Annotated in this window: 14 protein-coding genes; 6 read left to right on the top strand and 8 right to left on the bottom strand. The window is 69.6% G+C overall.

Going from position 1 to position 13,124, the window contains the following annotated elements; genetic code table 11:
- Positions 1-106: 106 nt before the first annotated feature.
- Positions 107-676 (top strand): ArsR/SmtB family transcription factor, encoded by a 570-nt coding sequence (locus OHA68_RS37585; RefSeq protein WP_327104507.1) that lies wholly within the window; start codon positions 107-109, stop codon positions 674-676.
- A gap of 217 nt (positions 677-893) precedes the next feature.
- Here the strand turns inward: OHA68_RS37585 and OHA68_RS37580 are convergent, their stop codons facing one another.
- Positions 894-1,553 (bottom strand): class I SAM-dependent methyltransferase, encoded by a 660-nt coding sequence (locus OHA68_RS37580; RefSeq protein WP_327104506.1) that lies wholly within the window; start codon positions 1,551-1,553, stop codon positions 894-896.
- A gap of 237 nt (positions 1,554-1,790) precedes the next feature.
- Here OHA68_RS37580 and OHA68_RS37575 point away from each other — a divergent pair, with 237 nt between their 5' ends.
- Positions 1,791-2,192 (top strand): hypothetical protein, encoded by a 402-nt coding sequence (locus OHA68_RS37575; RefSeq protein WP_327104505.1) that lies wholly within the window; start codon positions 1,791-1,793, stop codon positions 2,190-2,192.
- Positions 2,193-2,202: 10 nt separating this feature from the next.
- The gene (locus tag OHA68_RS37570) at positions 2,203-3,156 is read left to right on the top strand and encodes a WXG100-like domain-containing protein (RefSeq protein ID WP_327104504.1); all 954 of its coding nucleotides are present in this window, start codon (positions 2,203-2,205) and stop codon (positions 3,154-3,156) included.
- Positions 3,157-3,167: 11 nt separating this feature from the next.
- On the opposite strand, the gene OHA68_RS37565 is transcribed toward OHA68_RS37570, so the two are convergent.
- The 5 genes from OHA68_RS37565 to OHA68_RS37545 form a co-directional block, all read right to left on the bottom strand.
- Entirely contained in the window at positions 3,168-3,491 is a 324-nt protein-coding gene (locus tag OHA68_RS37565) for a YbaB/EbfC family nucleoid-associated protein (RefSeq protein ID WP_327104503.1), read from the bottom strand.
- A 135-nt stretch (positions 3,492-3,626) separates the two neighbouring features.
- Positions 3,627-5,468: an N-acetylmuramoyl-L-alanine amidase gene (locus OHA68_RS37560; RefSeq protein ID WP_327104502.1), complete on the bottom strand. Its 1,842-nt coding sequence runs from the start codon at positions 5,466-5,468 to the stop codon at positions 3,627-3,629.
- A gap of 111 nt (positions 5,469-5,579) precedes the next feature.
- On the bottom strand, positions 5,580-6,590 hold the full coding sequence (locus tag OHA68_RS37555) for a hypothetical protein (protein WP_327104501.1): 1,011 nt from the start codon (positions 6,588-6,590) through the stop codon (positions 5,580-5,582).
- Positions 6,591-6,621: 31 nt separating this feature from the next.
- Positions 6,622-6,765 (bottom strand): response regulator transcription factor, encoded by a 144-nt coding sequence (locus tag OHA68_RS37550; RefSeq protein ID WP_407674525.1) that lies wholly within the window; start codon positions 6,763-6,765, stop codon positions 6,622-6,624.
- Positions 6,750-7,880, bottom strand: coding sequence for a hypothetical protein (locus OHA68_RS37545; protein WP_327104500.1), 1,131 nt, complete (start codon positions 7,878-7,880; stop codon positions 6,750-6,752). The genes OHA68_RS37550 and OHA68_RS37545 overlap by 16 nt, the downstream gene beginning before the upstream one ends.
- 243 nt (positions 7,881-8,123) lie before the next feature.
- Here OHA68_RS37545 and OHA68_RS37540 point away from each other — a divergent pair, with 243 nt between their 5' ends.
- A complete protein-coding gene (locus OHA68_RS37540) occupies positions 8,124-8,678 on the top strand; it encodes a hypothetical protein (protein WP_327104499.1) in 555 nt (184 codons plus the stop codon).
- A gap of 87 nt (positions 8,679-8,765) precedes the next feature.
- Here the strand turns inward: OHA68_RS37540 and OHA68_RS37535 are convergent, their stop codons facing one another.
- The gene (locus OHA68_RS37535; RefSeq protein ID WP_327104498.1) at positions 8,766-9,572 is read right to left on the bottom strand and encodes an NAD-dependent epimerase/dehydratase family protein; all 807 of its coding nucleotides are present in this window, start codon (positions 9,570-9,572) and stop codon (positions 8,766-8,768) included.
- Positions 9,569-10,648: a Gfo/Idh/MocA family protein gene (locus OHA68_RS37530; protein ID WP_327104497.1), complete on the bottom strand. Its 1,080-nt coding sequence runs from the start codon at positions 10,646-10,648 to the stop codon at positions 9,569-9,571. The genes OHA68_RS37535 and OHA68_RS37530 overlap by 4 nt, the downstream gene beginning before the upstream one ends.
- Positions 10,649-10,751: 103 nt before the next feature.
- Between OHA68_RS37530 and OHA68_RS37525 the strand changes: the two genes are divergently transcribed.
- Positions 10,752-11,351: a TetR/AcrR family transcriptional regulator gene (locus tag OHA68_RS37525; protein WP_327104496.1), complete on the top strand. Its 600-nt coding sequence runs from the start codon at positions 10,752-10,754 to the stop codon at positions 11,349-11,351.
- Between the two features lie 250 nt (positions 11,352-11,601).
- The gene (locus OHA68_RS37520; RefSeq protein WP_327104495.1) at positions 11,602-13,089 is read left to right on the top strand and encodes a class I adenylate-forming enzyme family protein; all 1,488 of its coding nucleotides are present in this window, start codon (positions 11,602-11,604) and stop codon (positions 13,087-13,089) included.
- The last annotated feature ends 35 nt before the right edge of the window (positions 13,090-13,124 follow it).

Genomic DNA, 13,124 nt, shown 5'->3' with positions numbered 1-13,124 from the left:
GATGACCAGGTTCGGGAGATGCCGGCGGACTTGGCAGCAGGCCCGTGATTTCAAGATCCAGTAGATGTCTTGAGCGTCTTAGCCTGCTGGTCCTACCGTCGTGGCCATGCGACAGATCGATGACCTGGACGTGCTCAGGGTCTTGACCAGCCGGTTTCGGATGAGGCTCTTCAGCCTCCTCTTCCGGGTCGGTCCGGTCACCGTGAGCGAGCTCGCCAGGAGGATGGAAGCCGACCCCGGCCAGGTGAGCTATCACCTGCGGCAACTGCAGAAACATGGCTTGATCGAGGATGTGCCGGAGCTCGCCCGGGACAGCCGGGAACGCTGGGTGCGGTCGGCTATGCACGGGCTGGTAGTGGACAGTGATTTCGAAGCCCCGGAAGCCAGAGCCGTGGTGCAGGCGTGGACGTCACAGTGGGTGATCGACCAGTTCGAACGGCTGCGGGACTTCGAACGCACTCATAAGGCGCTTCCCGAGGACTGGCAGAACGTGGCCTTCGGAAGCAGTCGCCACCTACGGCTCACCAAGGATGAGCTCACGCAGCTCGGCGACCAGCTCAATGCCGTGGTGGAGCCGTGGCGCGAGCTGACCCGATCACGTGTCGAATCGAACGAGGCTCCGCCGGATACCCGCCCGATTTTCATTTTCTACCACGCGTTCCCCGAAGAGCCCTGAGGAGCCTTCTAATGCATCACCTGTATGAGGAGCTCATCCGGGCGGACCTCGCTGAGCGGCGAGCCGAGGCCGCACGGTCGCGCATGATTCCGCCGCGCTCGCGCCGGCGTGTTCTTCCGCGCCTCCGTGGCCGGTTCGCGGTCACCCTCCGCCGCCTCGCCGACCATCTCGAACCCGCCTGACAGTCCGTACGGATCTCCAGAGCGCGATCCTAAGGTCAGGCCCGGTTTCCCGCTCCCCAGTAGAACGGCCCGGAGGTTGAGTGAATCTTGATGCGCCAGCCGAGCTGCTCGAGTCGTTGTTCGAGGTCCGGCGGGCGGTGCGGGACTTTGACGATCCGGTAGGCGGTCCCGTCCAGGAGCCGGCGTTGTATGGTCGCGGATTGCTCGCCCTCGATGAGTTCGTCGGGGGTGCGGTAGTCGTCGTCGACGAAGAACACCCGCCCCTCCGGCTTCAGGCAGTCGGCCACCAGCGACCAGAAGGACGCGAAGCGTTCGGCCGGAACGTGCGACAGCCAGAACCCGAAGAAGACGACGTCATAGCGACGGTCCGGCTGCCAGCCGAACAGGTCGGCCGACACGAAGCGCACCCGCTCGTCCTCGCCCACCCGCGCCGAGGCGATGGCGAGCGTCTCTGGAGACGCGTCCACGGCCGTGACCTCGGTGGCGTGCTGGAGCAGTTGAGCGGTCCAGGTGCCTGGGCCGCAGGCGAGTTCGAGCACGCTGCCGGCCGGCCGGAACGCGTCGAGCGCCGCCGACAGCTCGGAGACTCCGGGAAAGGGCAGAGCGTGGCGCTCGTATTCTGCGGCAATCGCCCGGTAGTAGACGACCTGCTCGTCGAGTAGCTCTTGCAGGTTCCCGCCATCAGCCGATGTCATGGATCGACTATCACCAGATCATCCGCCGGGTTGCAATACCGACAAGGCCGACGCCTCAGAAGCCTGAGACGGGAATCCTCGCCGCGAAGAGCCTGCCCATCCTCCCCGACTGTCATCTGGTGCCGTCACGTGAGCCCCACGGGTCCGAAGAGTGTGCAATGGCAACAAATTGATCATTCTCCGGTAATCGGCGGGACGGAGACTGGCCGCGCAGCGCAGTCCATGGAGGTGATCATCTTGGAGCACGACCATACGAGCATGGAGGCGGCCGGTCAGGCGATCCACACCGAGGGAGGGGAGTTCCGGCAGAGCGCGGACCGGCTCGGCACGCAGCTGGCGCGGTTCATCGCCTACTTCGGCAACCCGTCCAGCGACGAGGCGGCGCGCATCTTCCGCCTGGGCGAGGAGGGCCATCCCGGCTTCGACTCCGCCTACGAGGACCTGAGCGAGGCCCTGACCAACCTGAGCGAGGCGTACAAGGTCATCGGCAACGCCGTGGTGACGATGAGCAGGAACACCAAGGCGGGCGACCTGGCCAGCATGATCGACCAGAACGCCTTCATCAAGGAGCTCTTCGAGTTCGCCGAGCGCGAGAACGACGGCATCAGCGTGCCGACCACTCCCGTCGAGCGAGCCTGAGGAGGCGGACATGCCCATCGGGGTCGCGGGCAAGGTCGCCCTGGGCGGGATGGCCGGTGCCGGCGCGGCCGGGATCCTGGCGCCCGAGTTCCTGTTCGGCCTCTCGTACCTGGAAGGAGACCCGGACAAGATCCGCGAGGCGGCCGACGTCCTGGACGACATCGCCGACGCCATCGACACCCACTTCCGCGAGGCGAACACGGCCGCCGCGGTCGTCTGGACGAAAAGCTCCGGCCCGGCGGTCGACGCGTTCAAGAAGTTCTGGACCAAGCGGTACGGCCCGGCCGTCCTCGCGGTCTCGCTCAAGCACCGCAGGGCGTCCGCCGCCTGCCGCGCCTACGCCGACGTCATCGAGAAGGTCAACCACGCGCTGCGGGTGCTGTGCTGGATCATGACGGTGGACATGATGTTCACCATCGGGTACCAGGTGCTCACCTGGAAACTGTTTCAGGCGATCATGAAGCGGCAGGCGCTGCTGCTCAAGTTCACCGCGCGCCGCTACGTCACGATGCTGCTGCCCCTGCTGGCCTACTACATCGCCGACAGCACCGCGTACGCCAGCGGCCAGGTGCTGCTGCCGCTCGGGCTGAACCTCGCGGGCGGCATCAAGACCGACCTGGCGGGGAACGACGTGCGCTCGGCGGGCCACAACCTGACGGTGTTCCGTGAGCACTTCGTCGCCAACATGGTCTTCGACGGGGTGGCCGACGGTGGCGTGGCGCTCGCGTCCAAGGTGCCGGGCCTGCGCACGGTCGCCACCAACATCAAGCTGGGGAAGAACGTGACGCTGAACACCGGCAACTTCGTCCCCCGGATGGCGGCCTCGACCGCGTACTCGATGAGCCTGGACGCACAGCACGGCGACAACCCGCTCCCCGGCACCGAGCAAGGGCTGACCGAGGAGGAGATGTACCAGAAGTTCATCATCCACGGCACCCGCAGCCTCATCCCCCGGATCTTCTGACGGGGCCGCCCCTACCGGCTGTCCGTCTCCAGATAGGGCCGGGTCAGCTCCATGGTCCGGCGGGCCGCGTCCTCGGTCGCCCGCCGCGACAGCTCCACGATCGTCTCGGCCAGCTCCTGCGAGCCCAGCCGCATCGCGCGGGGATCGATGCGCAGCCCCAGCAGCTGCCCCGAGGCCGACACCCGCACCCTGACCTTGTCATCGGCACCGGCCGCCTGGCCGACGACGTCCCCGATCTCGGCCATGACGCCGGCGAACTCCTGGGAATTCGCCTGGAACTCCGTCATGAGCCGGTCGAGTTCGGGGTCGCCGGTACGTCGCTCGCGTTCAGCCATGATGCATTATCTACCCAATGGTCACATATCTGACAATAGGTAAATTTCATGACATATCGGGTGTGAGGTCGGACATTAAGCCCATTTCCCCTTCAATGGCGTTTTCCAGGGAGGCCGCGTCGGCAAGCGCGCCGTTCACGCCTCGGTCACGTCGACGTCCTCGCTCTTGACGAACATGACGCGGTGGCCGAACTGGATCTGGTGGTACTGCTGAGTGCCGCGGACCACGCGGTGCAGCGTGGTGTCGAAGGTGGTCGCCTTGTAGAACTCGCCGGTCGTGGTCAGGCCGACCGTGTACGACTGTCCGGCAGGGAACGTGTACTGCAGCGGGATCCGCGGCTGCACCTCCACGTCCGCCGGGTACGCCGCCGGCTCCGGGTACGCGCGGCCGTACACGGGAACCGACGTCAGGCCGGGCCGGGGCGTCGCGATCAGGGTACGGCTGGGTACGGCCACAGGATCGGACGCCGGGTTGTGGAACCACGCCTTCTGGCCCAGGTACCAGATGGCCGTCCAGTCGCCCCGTCGCTCGGCGACGACGTAACGCTGGCCGGTGCCGGCGCGGGCCGCGTGATCGTACACGCTGTAGCTGGACTCATCCGCCGGATGTTTGCCGATGTCCTTCACGAGGGGTGACTCCCCGCGCGGCTCGGTGTGCAGCCAGACCGAGGCCGACCCGTGCGGCGGGCAGGTGGCGTCGGGGTGCTCCTTGTCGCAGCCGATGTAGTGCGGACGGTTGCGGTCATAGTCGGGCAGGATCATGACCGTGGCCGTGCCGGCCTCGCCGTCGGGGCGCAGCGGGGCGCCCATCAGGTCGAAGAAGTGCGCCCAGTCCCAGTACGGGCCCGGGTCCTCGTGCATCGTCCGCACCTTCTCCGGCAGCAGGCCGGGCACGTTGTCATGGCCGATGATGTGGGCGCGGTCCAGCGGGACGCCGAACCTGTCCGCCAGGTAACGCACCAGCTTGGCGGACGTGCGGTACATCGCCTCGGTGTACCAGGTGCCGCCCGCGGCCAGGAAGCCCTCGTGCTCCAGGCCGATCGCCTTGGTGTTGACGTACCAGTTGCCGGCGTGCCAGGCCACGTCCTTGGTGAGCACGTGCTGGGCGAGGTGACCGTCGCGCGAGCGCAGCGTGTAGTGCCAGCTCATCTCGGCCGGGTCCTGTACGAGGCCGACCGTCTTGTCGTAGAGCTCCTCGGTGTCGTGGATGACGATGTACTGGATCGTCTGGCTGCTGGGGCGGTCGGCGATGTCGTGGTTGCCGTACTTGCCCTCCGGCCGTCTCCTGTAGAGCGCCGGGATCCACTCGCAGGAGACGGAGCCGGGGGACTCCACGGCGTCGGCGCCGGTCAGGTGGGGCAGGTCCAGCCGGGTCAGCCAGGAGCGGGACGGGTGCACCTCGGGAGAGGGCGGCAGCGTCACCTCCGCGCCGGTGTCGGTCGTTCGGGTGGCGCCCTCGTGGATGATCTCGTACACCTCGTCGGCGAAGTTCGCCGCGATCTCCTCGGCTGAGGCGCCCGAGTAGCGCGCCACCGCGCCGTACCAGTCGGCGGGGTCGTCGCTCGGTGGGGCGCCCAGGGCCCGCTGATAGTCGGCGAGCAGCGCCGCGCCGCCGTCGATGTTGGCCGCCGGATCCTTACGCAGGTGCTCCAGGCTCTCCCCGGTCAGCTCGGCGGCGCGCTCCAGGGTGTGCAAGGACGTGGGAGAACCGTTCTGCCGCTCTTCCGGCTCGATGGGAAAGTGTGGAGAGCGGGAGTCGTCGCCGCGTGGGTCCTCGTACCCGTCGAGGTGGTGGTGCCGTGACCGGCTCGGCCCGGCGCCGTCGGTGAGGTGCATGGGGCCGAATCCGGCGGCCGTGCTCAGCCTGCCACCGTTGCAGTCCCAGCGGGATTCCATGTAGGACACGGCGAGCAGGACGCTCTCGGGTACGCCATGTCTCTTCGCGGCCTGCGCGAAGGTTTTCGGCATCGTGGTCATCACAACCACCTCCACTTGCACCGTCGCACGGACGCCTGCGCAACTGGAGATGAAATGGCATTATTTTCCGCTTCTTTTGGCGATAAGAAGATATCCTTCACGGGTGCGCGGTCAGAAGGCGATGAATGCGTACAGTGCGAGGTGGTTCGATTTTGTGCCGCTCACCGTGTGGTCGATGCTCGACGGCTGGACGGTGCCCTTGGCGAACAGGTAGTCGATCTTTCTGGAGCCGGAGGTCGCCTTCGCGCCGTGGCCGGTCAGGCCGAAGCCGCTGAGGGTGGTGGCGGCGATGTTCGTGCGGTTCGCGTCGATCCCGACCACGCGGATCGTCGACGCGTTCAGCAGGCTCGTGGCGTCCGCGCCGAGATGGATGCCGGAGTTCGCGATGCCCGTGGTGCCCGCGCCCGCGCAGGCGTTCGCGCCGTTCTGTTCCGGGAGGTGCATGGTCGCGGCGAAGACCTTCGTCCCCGTCTCCTTGATCGTGAACCTGGCGGCGATGGCGCTGGTGCGCTTCCATTTGTGGGCGTTGGTGGTGCCGTCGTCATTGCTCGGCGGCTTGTACAGCGTGCACCCGGCCCCGCCGCGGTACGACGTGCCGGGCTTCAGCCAGCCGGCGCTCCAGTATTTCGAGACGTCGCCCGCCGCGAGGCTCAGCGTCCTGGTGTTGTAGACGATCCCGTTGGTCTGCTTCTTCTTCAGGTCGCCGAGCGCCTGCTGACTGCACTTGTGCGAGGCGCCCCACGCCTCCGGGTCGTCCCACGCGACGATCGCCTTGTACGTGCCCGCCGGATAGCCGAACTTGGCGGAGAGCTGGTCGGCGTAGGCCGTGGCCTGTCCGGTGCCGCGTACCTGCTGCACGATCAGCAGGTCGGGTGCCCGCACGTCGGCGGTGCCCGTTCTGCCGTTGTCGTCGACGAGCATCGACGTGAGGTGGTCCGGGCCGGAGATCCGGGTGCACGAGCCGTCGGCGTTGTTCCGTACCAGGTTCTCGATGTTGTTGCTGTAGACCCGCAGGACGTGATCCGCCGTGGGCGCTTCGTGCGCCTGCGCGGTCGAGGTCGTGGTGAGTACGGCAACCGCCACGAGGGCCACCGCGCCAGGCAATCGATGATCGAAAGACATTACCGCACAGTAGCGAACATCCCCGGGTCGGTCACCGGCCGAGACCGGCGTCGCGGGCTTGGATGATGGCCTGGGCGCGGTCGGCGACCTGCAGCTTGGTGAAGACATTGGACACGTTGTTACGCACCGTCTTCGGCGACAGCGACAAGCGCTCGGCGATCATCCGGTTGGACAGGCCGGCCGCGATGAGCGCGAGTATCTCCCGCTCTCGCGCCGTGAGCTGTAGACCACTCCCACCGCGACCGCCGCCAGGACCGCCGCGATCGGCTCGTCGATGAGCGCCCCCAGGCCCACGAAGACGGGCACGTCGATCGCGATGACGGCGACCGCGAGCCCGCCGTACAGCATGGTCCAGCCGAGCACCGGATCGATGTCGTAGAGCCGGAACCGGCTCACCGCGATCAGGACGGCCGTGGCGAGCGACACCAGCGAGGCGACGAAGGACAGGTCCTGCGGCAACTCGGTCACGACCGCGGGGGCCAGGATCAGGATCATGTTCAGCAGCGCCGCCAGCAGCATCCAGCGAAGCTGTGCCCGTCGCACGCCGGTGGAGCCCCTGAACCGCCAGGCGAAGGCCGCCACCGAGACCAGGAGGCTCACCACCAGCAGGACCGGTGCCAGCGCCAGCGCGGAGCGCCAGAACCCGTCCGGGATCGGGGGCAGTGGCGGGTCGAGCCATGGCCACTCGCCGTCCGCCGACTCGATCCGCCACGGGACGGTGAGGAACACCAGGACGACCAGGCCCGTGGAACCGAGCGAGAGCCAGGCGGCCCACCGCCAGCGCGGCGACGGCAGCCGCCCGTCAGGGAAGAACAGCAGGATGAGCAGCGGAAGCAGGTTGAGAAGCGGGCCCAGTCGCGCCCCGGCGTAGACCGCGGCGGAGGTGAGCGGCCAGGCGCCGTCGTGGCGGGTCAGCGACAGCACCGCGTAGGCGCCGGCCAGACCGTTCAGGGCGGCCACGGCCCCGCCGCCGATCAACAGCCAGGTCATGAGGTGGCGCGGCAGCCGCACCGCCAGCACGGCTCCCGCGATCGCGAGGGCAGCACCGGGCACCGTCGAGGACCACACGGCCCAGTCCAGCGGCTCCGGCCGGATCACCGTCCCGGTCGCCACGTCGGCCCAGGTGGCGGCCACGCAGGCCACGACGCACAGCACGGCCAGCCCCACCGCCCCCGCCGCGATCCGCCGATCCGCGGTGATACGCGCGGCATCGATCGCCGCCGAAGCGCGATCCGGTGCGGAGGGGGCCGGTGCGGCGGGGGAGGGGTCGGCGGGGGAGGGGTCGGACACGCCGCCAGCCTGTCACGGCACATGTCCCACCTGCACGGTGCCGGTGTCCCTCCCGCCCGGGACACATGGCCTGGTCACGGGGGGCGGATCCGGGACTCTTCCGCGTGATCCTGCTCCCTGGGCCCCCGGGACACGCAGCCGGGATCGTAGGTCCACCGACAACCCAACGGAGGAAGAAACGACGTCCAGTCGTCTCGTGCCCAGCAACGTCGACCCCGCGAGCCGGTAGCGGACCGGCGCGTCGTGGATCCGGCCCGCGTCCGCCTCGCCGGACTGCTCCTGGCCGTCGGGGCCACGGCCTGGGCGGCCGGCACCGTCATCGTGGGCGACAAGATCCAGGAAGGCATCCAGACGCTCGACACCCTCACTGGGATGCTGTTCGTCGTGGGGGTCTTCGCCCTTGTCTGGACGGTGCTGTCCACCCGGGGTGCGGGTGACGGGTGGACCCGGGTGATCCCGGCGGGGCTGCTCGTGCTGCTGCCCGGTGCGTTCCTGCTCAACGCGCTGTCCTTCGGGTACGCCAGCCACGACGACTTCCCGCTGCCGCTGATGATCCTGGACGCTTGCTGGCCGCTCAGCCAGCTCGGCATGTTGGTCCTGGGCATCACCGTCGCGGTCAAGGGCCGCTACCAGGGCGCGGTCCGCTGGCTGCCGCTGCTCGCGGGGATGTGGTTCCCGGTGACCATGGTGGCTCAGATCTTCGGCGGTTCCACCGTCTCGGTGTACGTCAGCGCGGCGTGGCTCCTCGGCACGCACGCCCACCTGGGCGTACGGCTCGCGGTCCGCCCCGTCCGCTGAGCCCGCCCGCCCCTGTTCGGCCGCTCCCACCTGCTCGGAGACCGGATCGAGGTCCGCTCCCCGGGCAGCGCGCTGATCGATTGACGGTCACTCGCTCTTTTCGAGGTAGCCGATCAGCGAGGTGTTCGCGGGGTGCCAGCCGAGCAGCCGTCTGGTCTTGGCGGAGGAGGCGTCCTGGTCCCTGGTGAACAGGTCGGCGATCTCGCCCAGTTCGGCGGTGGCCTCGTCGAGGGGCCACGAGACGGCCCGGCCCCCGCCGACGGCGGCCGCGATCGCGTCGAGGCGCACGGTCTCGCTCGTGCCGTGCCAGACGGTGCCCGGTCCGGCGCGACCGACCACGGTGACGTACAGGTCGGCGAGGTCCTCGACGTGGACGACCGGCCAGCGCACCCCCGGCTCGCCGATGTAGAGGCCGATGCCGCGCTCGGCGGCCTTGCGGGCGAACAGGCCGGGGACGAGACCGCCGCCGTTGCCGTACACCAGGCCGGGCCTGACCACCTGGCCGCCCGCGGCCAGCACCCGCCGCTCCACCTCGGCCCGCCAGGCCACGATGGGATGCGGGTCGGGCGCGCTGTCCTCGTCCACGGCGCCGGAGCCCAGCACGGCGGCGCCGGTCGTGTGGACGAGCGGGCTGCCGGCGGACAGCAGGGCGTCCACGGCGGCGAGGTCGGCCTGTTCGCCGAGTGGCGGTCCCACGTGCACCACTCGGTCGAACCCCGTGGCCGCCGGCCCGAGCGACGCCGGATCGGCCAGATCACCCTCGACCGCCTGGAGCCCCTCTGGCGTGCGGCCGTGATGCCGCCGCAGGGTGGCGACGTCGTGCCCGGCCCGCACCAGGGCGGTGGCCGCGGCCGAGCCGATGTAGCCGGTGGCGCCGATGACCAGAATCTTCATGAGATCTCCTCCGTGGTGCCGGTGTGTGCGGCGCGTTCGATGGCCGCGAGCAGCCGGTGGTGGCGGGCGGCGGTGTGGAAGTCGGGGTGCGGGCTGCGGCCTTCGCCGATCGCCTGGGCGAACTCCTGGTAGACGGCAGCGATGTTGGCGACGGGACCGTCGGTCGGATGGAAGGGGACGGTCCGGTACGTGTCCGGCACGTTCGCGCGCTCGCCGTCGATGCTGATGTCCCAGTCGGTCCAGTGCATGTACGTGCCCGGCCGGGGCGGGGTGGCGGTCAGCGTGCCGCCGGAACCGACGAGCTTGATGAGGAACCCGTCGGGAGGGCCGCTCGCGCCGTGCACGGTGACGGACGCGGTGGCACCGCCGTGCAGCGTTCCGTGGATCAGGACCTGGTTCGGCACCCGGTTGGCGACCGTCTCGCCCGTTCCCGCGACGGTGACCCGGTCGTACAGGCGGGGCAGTCTCGCCGACACCTCCGCCAGCGGGCCCGCCATCCGCTCCAGCGTGGCCAGGAAGTGTCCTGCCATGATCGTCAGAACCGTGTTGCCGCCGGTGGGCTCGGCGCCCCATGCCAGCTCCGGCGCGATGGTGGCGCCGCCGAGCGGGCCACCCGAGGCGACCATGATGGCCGCCTCCAGCCGCCCGATCCGGTCCCCGGCCACCAGATCGGCGACGAAGCGGACGTCCGGCGCGTGCACCCCTTGCAGGCATACCGCGTGCGCCACCCCGGCGGCCGTGGCGGCCTCGGCCAACTCGTCCGCCTCGGCGGAGTCCACGGTCAGCGGCCACTCCGACAGCACGTGCTTGCCCGCCTCCAGCGCGGCCCTGATCACCTTGGTGTGCTCGGGCGCCCGTACCGACACCACGACCAGCTCCACGTCGGGATGCGCGACCAGCGCCCCCGCGTCGGCGAACGCGAGCGGCACGCCGTGCTCGGCGGCCACCCGCTCCGCGCTCTCCCGCTTGGTCGTCGCGACCGCGGTCACCTCGAACGCCGTCAGCCCCGCGAGAGCTGGCAAATGGGACACCTTCGCCCAGCCGCTCCCGCCGACCACCCCTACTTTGATCACCATGTCGCCTCCTCTAGTTTTATACTGACAGGTATGAAACTAGAGGAGGCGGAGAGGGGAGGCAAGGGGTAAAATACCGATAGGTAAAAAACTTTGGAGGTGCGGGATGCCAGGCGGCCGACCACGCGCGTTCGACCCCGACACCGCGCTCGACCGCGCCCTGGAGGTGTTCTGGCGGCAGGGCTACGAAGGGACCTCGCTGTCGGACCTGACCGCGGCGATGGGCATCAACCGGCCCAGCCTGTACGCGACGTTCGGCAACAAGGAGACGCTGTTCGTCAAGGCGCTGGAGCGCTACATCGACGGCCCAGGGGCATTCGCCGCCGAGGCGCTGGCGGCGCCCACCGTGCGAGAGGTCGTCGAACGCCTGGTCAACGGGGCCATCGAGCTCACCACCGGCGAGCACACCCCGCAGGGCTGCCTGAGCGTCAACAGCGTGCATGCCTGCGGCCCCGATGCGGTGCCGGCCCGCCAGGCGGCGCTCACCCGGCGCAAGGCGGGGGAGGCGGCCCTGCGCCGGCGCTTCGAGGGCGCCCCCGACCTGCCCGAAGGCCACGACCCCGGCACTCTGGCCCGGCTGGTCGACACCATCACGGACGGCATCGCGGTGCAGGCGGCCGGCGGCCGCACCCGCGAGGAGCTACGCCAGGTCGCCGACCTGGTCCTGCGGGCTCTCCTCCCGCCGGACCGGCCGGGCGACCGGTGAAACCGGGCTGCGCGGGGGTGCCGCACCGAGCGTGATCCGCCCGGAATCCCGGCTGGGCTCCCCACCGGAGCACTCTGGCTCACCCGTGTGCGTGTCGAAATCTTTCGGAAATCTCCTTAAAGTTTCTCTGTTGCATTGACGTCAGTATTGCCTATTCTGCCCTGCAAGAGCGCTCGCGGTCGTCCCTAGGCCCGGCGGTGTCGATCAGGGAGTACGTCATGCTGTCGAAATGTTTCGGTGACGTCTCGTGATGAGGGATGATCGGCGGATCACGTTACCGGATCTCCTCGCCCGGCGTGCCGAGGAGCAGCCCGAACGACCGGCGCTCATCGTGGCCGACGTGGGCGCCCTCACGTTCGGCGCGTGGGACAGACGGGCCAACGCCCTCGCGCACGCGCTGATCGACCGCGGTCTGCCGCCCGGCCACCGGGTCGGGCTGCTGTTCGACGAGCGGGACTGGGCCGACCTCGCCGTCGCCTGGTGCGCCGTCATGCGGGCCGGCTGCGTCAGCGTGCCCCTGTCCACCAGGCTCGCGCCCGCCGAACTGCGGCACGCGCTGCTGGACTGCGCCGTGACCGCCGTCCTGCACGGCGCGGACGTCACGCCGCCCGAGGCAGGGGAGTGGCGGGCGACCTTGGCGGAGCTGGAGGGCGACGACGAGAGTTCGGTACGGCGCGACCTCCGGCCGGGCGACCTCGCCCAGATCATCTACACCTCCGGCACGACCGGCCGGGCGAAAGGGGTCGGCGCCACCCACGCGAACCTCGGCTACGGCGTCTCCACCCACCCGCGCCGCCGTAAGCTCGCCCACTCGCGGCACTTCCTGCACGCGTTCCCGATCGGCAGCAACGCCGGCCAGACCATGCTCGTCAACGCCCTGGACGCCAGACCCGCCGCACTCACCCTGCCGCGCTTCACCCCGTCCCGCTTCGCCCGCCTGATCGAGTCGTACGGCGCCGGCACGGTCTTCGTCGTGCCGGCCATGGCCATCGAGCTGCTCAACGCCCGGGTGCAGGAGCGGCACGACCTGTCCAGCGTCCGGCTGCTCGGCTCCACCGCCGCCAGCCTGCCGCCGGCCGTGGCCGCGGGCATGGCCACGGCGTTCCCGAAGGCGACGATCGTCAACTACTACACCTCGACCGAGGCGGCCCCGGCGCAGACCACGATGATCGTGGACCCCGAGCGGCCCGCGTCGGTGGGGCGGCCCTCGACCGGCAGCGACCTCAAGATCGTCGCCGAGGACGGCAGCGCGGCCGAGCCGGGCGAACAGGGGCACGTCTGGCTGCGGTCGCCCGCCGGGACCCGTGCCTACTACCGGGACCAGCGGCTGACCGACGACATCTTCCAGGACGGCTGGGTGCGCATGGGCGACGTCGGCTACCTCGACCAGGACGGCTACCTCTACCTCGTCGACCGGGAGAGCGACGTCATCAAGTCCGGCGCGCACAAGGTCTCGACGCTCCAGGTGGAGGCCGCGCTGTTCGAACATCCCGCGGTCGCCGAGGCCGCGGTGGTCGGCGTCCCGCACCCGGTGCTCGGCCGGGTGACCGCCGCCGCCGTCGTCACCCGCTCCCCGGTCACCGCCGCCGACCTGCGGACCTTCCTGCTGGACCGGCTCGCCAGGCACGAGCTGCCGAGCCGGCTGCTGTTCCTGCCGGAACTGCCGAAGAACCACGTCGGGAAGGTGGTGAAGCCCAAGCTCCTCGACCTGCTCGGCAACCCGGACGCGTCCCTGTGAGAACCCGACTTCAGCGCCAGCGGACAAGACAGAGA

Source organism: Nonomuraea glycinis (genome assembly GCF_035920485.1).
Classification (GTDB): Bacteria; Actinomycetota; Actinomycetes; order Streptosporangiales; family Streptosporangiaceae; genus Nonomuraea; species Nonomuraea glycinis.
Note: the sequence above shows the minus strand (reverse complement) of the source record. Positions and strands in the feature narration are given on the sequence as shown.

What these genes read in the sequence shown, in the direction of transcription:
- OHA68_RS37525 (WP_327104496.1), top strand. Translation starts at nt 10,752, where the DNA reads ATGCCAGGCGGCCGACCACGCGCGTTCGACCCCGACACCGCGCTCGAC.
- OHA68_RS37585 (WP_327104507.1), top strand. Translation starts at nt 107, where the DNA reads ATGCGACAGATCGATGACCTGGACGTGCTCAGGGTCTTGACCAGCCGG.
- OHA68_RS37520 (WP_327104495.1), top strand. Translation starts at nt 11,602, where the DNA reads ATGAGGGATGATCGGCGGATCACGTTACCGGATCTCCTCGCCCGGCGT.
- OHA68_RS37560 (WP_327104502.1), bottom strand. Translation starts at nt 5,468, where the DNA reads ATGACCACGATGCCGAAAACCTTCGCGCAGGCCGCGAAGAGACATGGC.
- OHA68_RS37535 (WP_327104498.1), bottom strand. Translation starts at nt 9,572, where the DNA reads ATGAAGATTCTGGTCATCGGCGCCACCGGCTACATCGGCTCGGCCGCG.
- OHA68_RS37565 (WP_327104503.1), bottom strand. Translation starts at nt 3,491, where the DNA reads ATGGCTGAACGCGAGCGACGTACCGGCGACCCCGAACTCGACCGGCTC.
- OHA68_RS37570 (WP_327104504.1), top strand. Translation starts at nt 2,203, where the DNA reads ATGCCCATCGGGGTCGCGGGCAAGGTCGCCCTGGGCGGGATGGCCGGT.
- OHA68_RS37580 (WP_327104506.1), bottom strand. Translation starts at nt 1,553, where the DNA reads ATGACATCGGCTGATGGCGGGAACCTGCAAGAGCTACTCGACGAGCAG.
- OHA68_RS37530 (WP_327104497.1), bottom strand. Translation starts at nt 10,648, where the DNA reads ATGGTGATCAAAGTAGGGGTGGTCGGCGGGAGCGGCTGGGCGAAGGTG.
- OHA68_RS37555 (WP_327104501.1), bottom strand. Translation starts at nt 6,590, where the DNA reads ATGTCTTTCGATCATCGATTGCCTGGCGCGGTGGCCCTCGTGGCGGTT.